Raw genomic sequence first — 7,040 nt, 5'->3', positions numbered from 1 at the left:
ATAGGCCGGATAGATTCACGCATCCAATGCCGAGTTGCCGCCAAATGTTCTTCTCGCCCGGGAGGCGTCCATAGATTGTCGTAAATGCCGCGTCCCGGGATGCCGCCGAATACGCGAAATGCATGATTGTGGGCATCAAACAGCATCTCGTGCGTCTGTAGCAGATAGGCCCGAACGATGAAGGCTCGGCTGTAGCTCAGCTTCGTGTGCGCCACCTGCAGCTTAGTGCGTTCATTGCCGATGATCGCCCAGTCCTCCGACCAGTCGAACTGGAAGGCTTCTCCGGGATCGAACGCCAGAGGTACATATGTCCCGCGGCCCGTCGTCTGCAACTCTCTCTGGCGATCATCACGCCATTCCCGGGCAAATGCCGCAACCCGATTGTAGGAGCCCTCGTAGCCAAGGCTCATCAGGTCAGCATGCAATTGCTTCATCGGCCGCTCCGGGACCTTGAACTTCGGCTCCACACCGTCCAGGCGCAGGTATTTGCGAATGGTATTCCGGGATAAGCCGGTCCTGCGGCAAATCTCCCGGATCGATAAATGGTCTCGAAAATGCCAGCGTCGGATCACGCTCAATAACGCCATGTCGATCACTCCATAGCCCTCGCTGAAAACATGCAAGGGAAGGTTGGAACATGGGTCAATTCTCAATGGAAATATCAGGCCACGCTGGGTCAGTTCTCAGTGGCAATCAACACCTCTTCGTCATCGTCGGCAGAGAGAGGCTGCGAGCGCTTTTCCTCGTCCGCAGCTTTCCTTTTCGCTGTTGCTCGCAAGCTAGCAATCGCGTGGGAGAAATTGACTTCGAAGTAGTCGAGTCGCTCATCGTAGCCATTGCGATCGGTGATCAGGCGAGCCAGGAAGCGATCCACGACATGATCTCGCACCTTTGTTCCGAAGGTTGTGATCGCTATCTTTCCGTTTGGCCGGCGATAGATTTCGCTCCGCAGCGTCGCCGCGCTCTCCACTCTTGCCAGAAGAATGCGGAAGAGAGACTCGAAGAACCGATCGGAGTTGTCTCGCTTAGATCGCCGAATGAAGTGAAGGAGGCATTCTGAGGGGAGATATAGAGGATCTGTCTTTGCTCGAATTTTAGCGCGCTCGGCCAACTGGTCAGACGGTAAGCTTTCAAGTTGTGTGAGAATCGCCGTAGTTTCGGCGCGTCTTTCGTAGAGGCGGCCGTCTTTGCGATGTTTTCGTAATGGCTCAATCAAAACGAATCCCCAGCTCGTTCAGGTTGAGGACATCATTTTGCTGAGCGATAACAAAAGCAAGAGTAAATTACAGGATACGAACAATGGCAACTGTACCCATAGGGATTAAAGGTATTGTCGTCGCAACGCGGACAGCATCCTTGCCGGAGAGTATTGTTACGCATCTGTCGAAGTCCCCCTTCGAGAGACATCGAAGAAGGCGTTGAACTGGCAAGCAATGACTTGGAACCTGAGCAAACCGCGAGAGCCACGTGCTCCAGCGAATAAAATAAGGCTACGCTGTGCAGATGGACGATCAGCAGGATTTGACCAACGAAAAGAGAGCGTTTCTCTCCTTGGCGATGATGAAGGGCGTAGGCTTTCACACGCTTTGGCAAATTGCAGAGTCGAAAGAATCGTTCCAGTCGGTGTTCACTTCTAGTGAGGAGGACCTGGTCCAGCTGCTCAGATCGAGAGGTGCGCGCCTTCCGAATAGCTCGAGAGCCGATTGGAAAGAAATAAGGAGCGCCCTCGCCAGATCCGTGGATCAACTCGAAGCTGTTTTTCAGGCAAGCCAAATTCGGATCGTTCTTCGCTCAGACAAAAGCTACCCGCGTAGCCTGCTTCATCTCGACGATCCACCGCACTGGCTCTTCGTTCAAGGCAATACAGAAGTCCTTACCGCGCCATCGATTGCAATTGTCGGAACGCGTGATCCCTCTTCTGAAGGCTTGTGGCTCGCGGAATACGTCGGCTTGACTTTGAGGCATTGGGACCGCCCTACGGTTAGCGGGCTTGCACTCGGGATCGATCAGGCCATCCACAACGCCAGCCTTGCTGCCAAGGTGCCAACAATAGCCGTTTTGGGAACGGGAATAACAGCGGATTATCCAAAAAACATTGGCCCAATTCGGAAGAAGATAGTTGATGCCGGCGGGGCTGTAATCACCGAGTATTTGCCTGGCGAAAGCTATAGCGCCATCAACTTTGTCCGCCGCAACAGATTGCAGGCTGCGTTGGCGAGAGCGCTCATTCCGGTACAATGGAAAGAACGTAGCGGCACGGCGCATACAGTTCGCTACGCAGCAGGCCTCGGTCGGGCCATCGCGGGTCTGCGGTTGCCCACATGGGATCATCGATCAATAAATCTTCCGGGCGGGCGAGGCCCCCAACAAGTCTTCACCGTGCCAGGGCAGGACGAAGCATTTCGCGCCTTTGTCGAGAAATCTTTAAGCGACGACCTTCTTTATCGACAGACAAGTTTTCTTTAGTGGGGAGCCTAAATGTACACTTTGAAAGGCGCAATCTTTTCCCTGCGCGACACCCTCGTCGTCGAGGGCAGCATCGACCCAACGCTGATGGGCGAAACCGTTAAGCTGCTGAAGTTCTTACTGGCCAGAAATGTCACGCCGGTGATCGTCAGCAATAGCAGTTGGATTGAGACTGCGTCTAAACGCGAGATACCCGATATTTTGAGTGAGATGGTCGGGTACAAGATCCCCTACTTTCGCGGTGGTCACGATATGCCGATGAAGCAGTTTGCCGGCGCCATGGAGCATGTCTTGCAGACTCAAAACTGGCAGCCGGAAGAGGCAATCTATATCGGTTCGACCAAGGAGGATATGATAGCAGCCAAAAACGGGAAGCTCATGTTCCTCAACGCCCGCTGGCATGCACAGAACAGCGCTTATGGGTTCGAATTTGAGTCCCCGAAGGACATTGCTCGATTTGTCGATTGTTGCTGTCTGTCAATCGGTGACTGGTTTTGGGCAATCGAAAACGGTGACCTGAAGGTCTATTGCATAGCTCCGCTTGCAGAGTATTCAAAGTCCTACCCAACTGCCGGGGCTTATTCCACGGATGCGAAGCAGGCTGTCAAATTCAATAAAGGCGATGTGCGGTTCTGGGGTCGCATGATGGGAGCGCGCCTCTATTTTTCCGGGTTGGGGAGAGTCATCAACTACGTGGCACCCTATCCGGGCCATCATCCCAATTCGACCCAAAAGGTTCTTTCAAATGCCCTTAAGATTGTGGCCGACACCTTACGCGCGAGCTATTTGGTCGATCTTGTTGAACGGCATGCTCCAGCGCAAAAGTCTCAGACGGCCCGCCAGCAAGGCATAAGCCTGGACCACAAAAATCAGCTCTCCACAATCAAGCTTCGCCGTGACCCGTCGAAGACAGGACAATTCGGTGGTCGCTATAAAGCTAGCCCTCTTAAGCCCGGCAAGACCGTTTTGGTCGTTGACGACATTCTAACAGAGGGTTTTTCCCTCGAAGCGGCCCGGGCTTTCATTAAAGCCACAGGAGCTGACGTCATCTGCGCGGCCTGGCTTAAAACACCAGGAGGGAATCATTACCGCGCCCTAGCGGGGGCCACCCCAGAACTGAAGGATCCCTACAAGCCCTATGCAGCTGCCGCGACGCAAATAAATGTGATTCCAAATAGTGCACAAATTCGAAATCTTAAGGCACCAGAGGAGGTCGCGGACGCCTTCAAACGATATTCCTCGTGGGACTGGCCGTAGGACCATGCGCGAGGGCGTCGGTGCAACGTCAACTATTCCAAATCTAAGTCCGCGAAAGGATTTTGCGGAACGCGGCGTGCGACGAATACGCCGATGATCGATGATTCTGGCCAGATTTCACCAATCATCTCCTTGCAGACTTTAAAGCTACATCCAGTGGTTAGCACGTCATCGAGAAGTACAACTTGCTTCCTCGGATTGCCGACAAGACGAGTATCGATTGCCAACGATGCTCTCAACGCGTCACGGTCACGTCGATCTGTCTTTGTATGCCTGGCTTCTCGTTCAACCGCTGTGTAAAGGACTTCTCGCACATCAGCGCCGTGTCCCATCGCCAGTGCGACGCGATGCATCCGGTCATCGTACTCCGCCGAGTCGCGCCGTTTCGATGGCGGAATTGGCACAAATATGGTGTTTTGCCAGCTGTTAGCATTGACGTTTTGGGCAATTGCGGCCCCGACATTGGCAATAGCGCGCTGCTTATATTGCCACTGCCCGGTATTTCGGACAGCCGGGCTCTTTTTTAGGTTGCTGATGATTTGATTTGTATAACTATGGGCGAACCCTGCCCGCGGCGTATAGGTGCCGAAATATGCACAGGTATCGCTATCATCAAGATAGAAGTGATCGGTGCGCTCGATATCGCCAACGACCCTAAGACGAGCTGACCAGCTCGCGTCTGATGTCGTCATATTCGCGTACTCTTATAGCGCCCTCGGCCTCAAAACGCTTCGGCCATGTGAGATCCGATCGCTCATAGCAACTGTTCAAAATGAAGAGTTTTCGTTTTTGCTTAATGGCCTCTCTCGCCTGCACTAGCGTTCCCGATGTTTCGCCAGCTTCGACAATAATGGTCGCCTCGGTAAGAGCTGACATCGTCTTGTTCCGTTCGGGAAAGAAAAAACGATTAACTCGAAAATTTTGCGCCTCGTATCGTTCAAGTGGAACCTGACTGATCAATAGATAATCTCGCGCGATACGCTCCTGCAGGCTCGCGTTCGATTTTGGGTAGACATGATTCAACGGTGTACCGATAACCGCAATCGTCTCACCTTTCGCTGCGATTGCAGCGTTGTGAGCTTCGGTATCGATCCCTTCAGCAAGGCCTGATACAATTGTAAACTTATCTTGCACGAGCCTCTTCACGAGCTTTCGAACGCGGCTCAATCCGTCGGCAGTAGGTTTTCTGGTGCCAACAACTGCCACGGAACGTGTGGCAATCAATTCCCACCTGCCTTGAAAATAAAGGAGCTCTACTGGGTGAGTGGCCTGCCGCAATCTCTCGGGATATTCGAGTTCTCCCCTGACACGCACATCAAACCGCGTGCCATCAGGACCGCGGAGCTTGTTGATGACCCGGCTCGCAACCAACCTTGCTTGTTCGGGCGGAATGAAGTCAGACGGTCGCGCTTCAGGAGATTCTGCGAACTTTTCAGCGAGGGACTTGAAGCTTGCGTTTTGTTCAGTCCACAGGGCCTCGTATGCGCCGAGTTCCAGCGCAGCATCGATGGGGTCGAATAAGGGGCCCACCTCCTTCTTTACGTTCCAAAGAGTCGCTTGCTTCATTTCGTCCGTTCCAATCCTTTTTTATTCAATGCCATCGGAAGGATGCGTCAAGCTTAATTGGGCCGCTCCACGGTTTCTTAACACCTTATAATTGAACAAACAGTGAACAGCAATATCTAACTCCAACTGGCGCATCGTTCGATTACCAATTTTCCAATACCCCAAGGCATATTGCGAAAAATGCCAAGGCGGCGGATGGCTCAGTTCGCGTATCCTCGACGTAGCATAGATCACCTCGCCATAGGGGTGAGCTTGGCGAACCCTGTTGTTTTACCAACTCACATCGTCCACACCAAACGCAAGTGGAAGCGAATTGAGAAGGATGGGGCGATGTCCACGGAACTGAAGAAACAATTGCAAGACTTCGAGAGCCAGCTGGACGCGGCGCTCGATGCTCTGCCAAGCCTGCGTTGGGCAAGCACAAGCGCCCTTCGAATGGCATCAGAACTATATGAGATTGGGGCGATCAAAAACGGTATCGACAGCGTTGGTTATATTGATCGCGGCTATTCGATTCTCGCGAGCCATTTGGTCGCGGGCGTCAATGGTTAATCGCGCGCAATGAGCGATCTCAGCATAGAAACAAGGCAACGGCGCTAGAACGTCTGGGAATGGTCCTGAAACATCTGCAGGAAGACGAAATAGAAAATGCAAAGGCTGTCCGTCATCACGAAAACCGAAACATCGAGCGCGGAAACGAAGTAAAGACATTTCGTTTCTGATCGACATAAAAGAAGGGCCCGGATAACCGGGCCATTCTCGTTATTCAGACTTCTGTGAGCCCTTTTTCTTGTTACGCCAGGGTGCGTTCTTCTGCCAGTCGCCGGCCATGATCGAGCCATAGGAAATGACCTCATCGACAATCTCGGCCAGTCCGTATTCACTGATCTGCGCCTTGACCTGTGCGGCGTTCTTGTAAGCGCCGGGCAGTTCAGAAACGTCGGCGTTACCGCTGAAGAAACGAACATCAAGCCCACTCGTCTCCTTTGCGAGGATATCGGCAATGTTATTGGGGCTCAGTCCGCGTGAATCTGCTCCATATTCTGCAGCCAGCTGACGCAGGTGTGCGGTTCTGGAGAAATTGCGCCCCGCTCCGTGCGGTGAGAAACCAAGTCCGTGCGCCGCGTTCGAACCCCGTACGATCAGGATTGGTTCCGCCATGTTGAGCGGAATGATCGTGAGGTCTGTTGCATCGTCCGCCCATCCGTCGAAGGCCGGTGTTGCGCCTTTGCCGTGATAGAAAAGGCCATCGGATTTCTGGAAAACAAAATTATGCTCGTTCCAGAAACGGTCAGCAACTTTCGCTCCTAGTTTTGACACGGCCATATCGTGAATGGCAAAATGGTTCTCCTTCGTCCACTGACGGACAATCTGCAGCGCCTTCCAGTAATGTTCTCCTTCTTCGCTTTCGGCAGGAATCCATGCATTCTGCTTTAAGGTTTCGGGCGAAAGCACTTCGCGGAAACGATTGGCGACTTTCATGCCCCGGTCGTAGAGCCGGGCGCCGGGCGCACGCGAACCAAGATGGGTAACGAGCGCCGTTTCTCCCGTTGACTTCATCTGCCCGACATAAGCGAAATGATTGCCGTCACCCTGCGTCGCAAAATGTTCAATAGCGACACTTGCAATCTGGTTCAGATATGGGTTCGCTTCGAACGCTGCAAGCGTTGCATCGTGTCCGACATCAGGGCCTTTGAGACAAAACTGGTTTAATTAAGAAGAGAGGATTTTCGGCTCATCATAGCTTTATC

At 52.9% G+C, this 7,040-nt stretch carries 6 protein-coding genes and 2 pseudogenes; 3 read left to right on the top strand and 5 right to left on the bottom strand.

The window, feature by feature from the left end:
- Together FIB18_RS24285 and FIB18_RS24280 are read right to left on the bottom strand one after the other, a co-directional pair.
- Positions 1-587 (bottom strand): annotated as a pseudogene (locus FIB18_RS24285) (IS21 family transposase); the annotation flags it as partial.
- Positions 588-676: 89 nt separating this feature from the next.
- Positions 677-1,216, bottom strand: coding sequence for a hypothetical protein (locus tag FIB18_RS24280; RefSeq protein WP_140023450.1), 540 nt, complete (start codon positions 1,214-1,216; stop codon positions 677-679).
- A gap of 287 nt (positions 1,217-1,503) precedes the next feature.
- Between FIB18_RS24280 and FIB18_RS24275 the strand changes: the two genes are divergently transcribed.
- Together FIB18_RS24275 and FIB18_RS24270 are read left to right on the top strand one after the other, a co-directional pair.
- Complete coding sequence (locus tag FIB18_RS24275) at positions 1,504-2,466, top strand: DNA-processing protein DprA (RefSeq protein ID WP_235894969.1); 963 nt, start codon at positions 1,504-1,506, stop codon at positions 2,464-2,466.
- Between the two features lie 12 nt (positions 2,467-2,478).
- Positions 2,479-3,723, top strand: coding sequence for a phosphoribosyltransferase family protein (locus tag FIB18_RS24270; protein ID WP_140023448.1), 1,245 nt, complete (start codon positions 2,479-2,481; stop codon positions 3,721-3,723).
- A 32-nt stretch (positions 3,724-3,755) separates the two neighbouring features.
- On the opposite strand, the gene FIB18_RS24265 is transcribed toward FIB18_RS24270, so the two are convergent.
- A complete protein-coding gene (locus FIB18_RS24265; protein ID WP_140023445.1) occupies positions 3,756-4,415 on the bottom strand; it encodes a type I phosphoribosyltransferase in 660 nt (219 codons plus the stop codon).
- Entirely contained in the window at positions 4,378-5,289 is a 912-nt protein-coding gene (locus FIB18_RS24260; RefSeq protein WP_140023442.1) for a DNA-processing protein DprA, read from the bottom strand. Before FIB18_RS24260 ends, FIB18_RS24265 begins: the two co-directional genes overlap by 38 nt.
- A gap of 330 nt (positions 5,290-5,619) precedes the next feature.
- Here FIB18_RS24260 and FIB18_RS24255 point away from each other — a divergent pair, with 330 nt between their 5' ends.
- Positions 5,620-5,841, top strand: coding sequence for a hypothetical protein (locus tag FIB18_RS24255; protein ID WP_140023440.1), 222 nt, complete (start codon positions 5,620-5,622; stop codon positions 5,839-5,841).
- A 210-nt stretch (positions 5,842-6,051) separates the two neighbouring features.
- Here FIB18_RS24255 and FIB18_RS24245 read toward each other — a convergent pair.
- Positions 6,052-6,963 (bottom strand): annotated as a pseudogene (locus tag FIB18_RS24245) (RtcB family protein); the annotation flags it as partial.
- Between the last annotated feature and the right edge of the window lie 77 nt (positions 6,964-7,040).

This window comes from Brucella pecoris (genome assembly GCF_006376675.1).
In the GTDB taxonomy this organism is placed as follows: domain Bacteria; phylum Pseudomonadota; class Alphaproteobacteria; order Rhizobiales; family Rhizobiaceae; genus Brucella; species Brucella pecoris.
This window is presented reverse-complemented; position numbering and strand designations above follow the sequence as displayed.

Bases quoted from the DNA above. Each gene is read 5' to 3' on its own strand.
- FIB18_RS24275 (WP_235894969.1), top strand. From the start codon at position 1,504: ATGGACGATCAGCAGGATTTGACCAACGAAAAGAGAGCGTTTCTCTCC.
- FIB18_RS24270 (WP_140023448.1), top strand. From the start codon at position 2,479: ATGTACACTTTGAAAGGCGCAATCTTTTCCCTGCGCGACACCCTCGTC.
- FIB18_RS24265 (WP_140023445.1), bottom strand. From the start codon at position 4,415: ATGACGACATCAGACGCGAGCTGGTCAGCTCGTCTTAGGGTCGTTGGC.
- FIB18_RS24260 (WP_140023442.1), bottom strand. From the start codon at position 5,289: ATGAAGCAAGCGACTCTTTGGAACGTAAAGAAGGAGGTGGGCCCCTTA.
- FIB18_RS24255 (WP_140023440.1), top strand. From the start codon at position 5,620: ATGTCCACGGAACTGAAGAAACAATTGCAAGACTTCGAGAGCCAGCTG.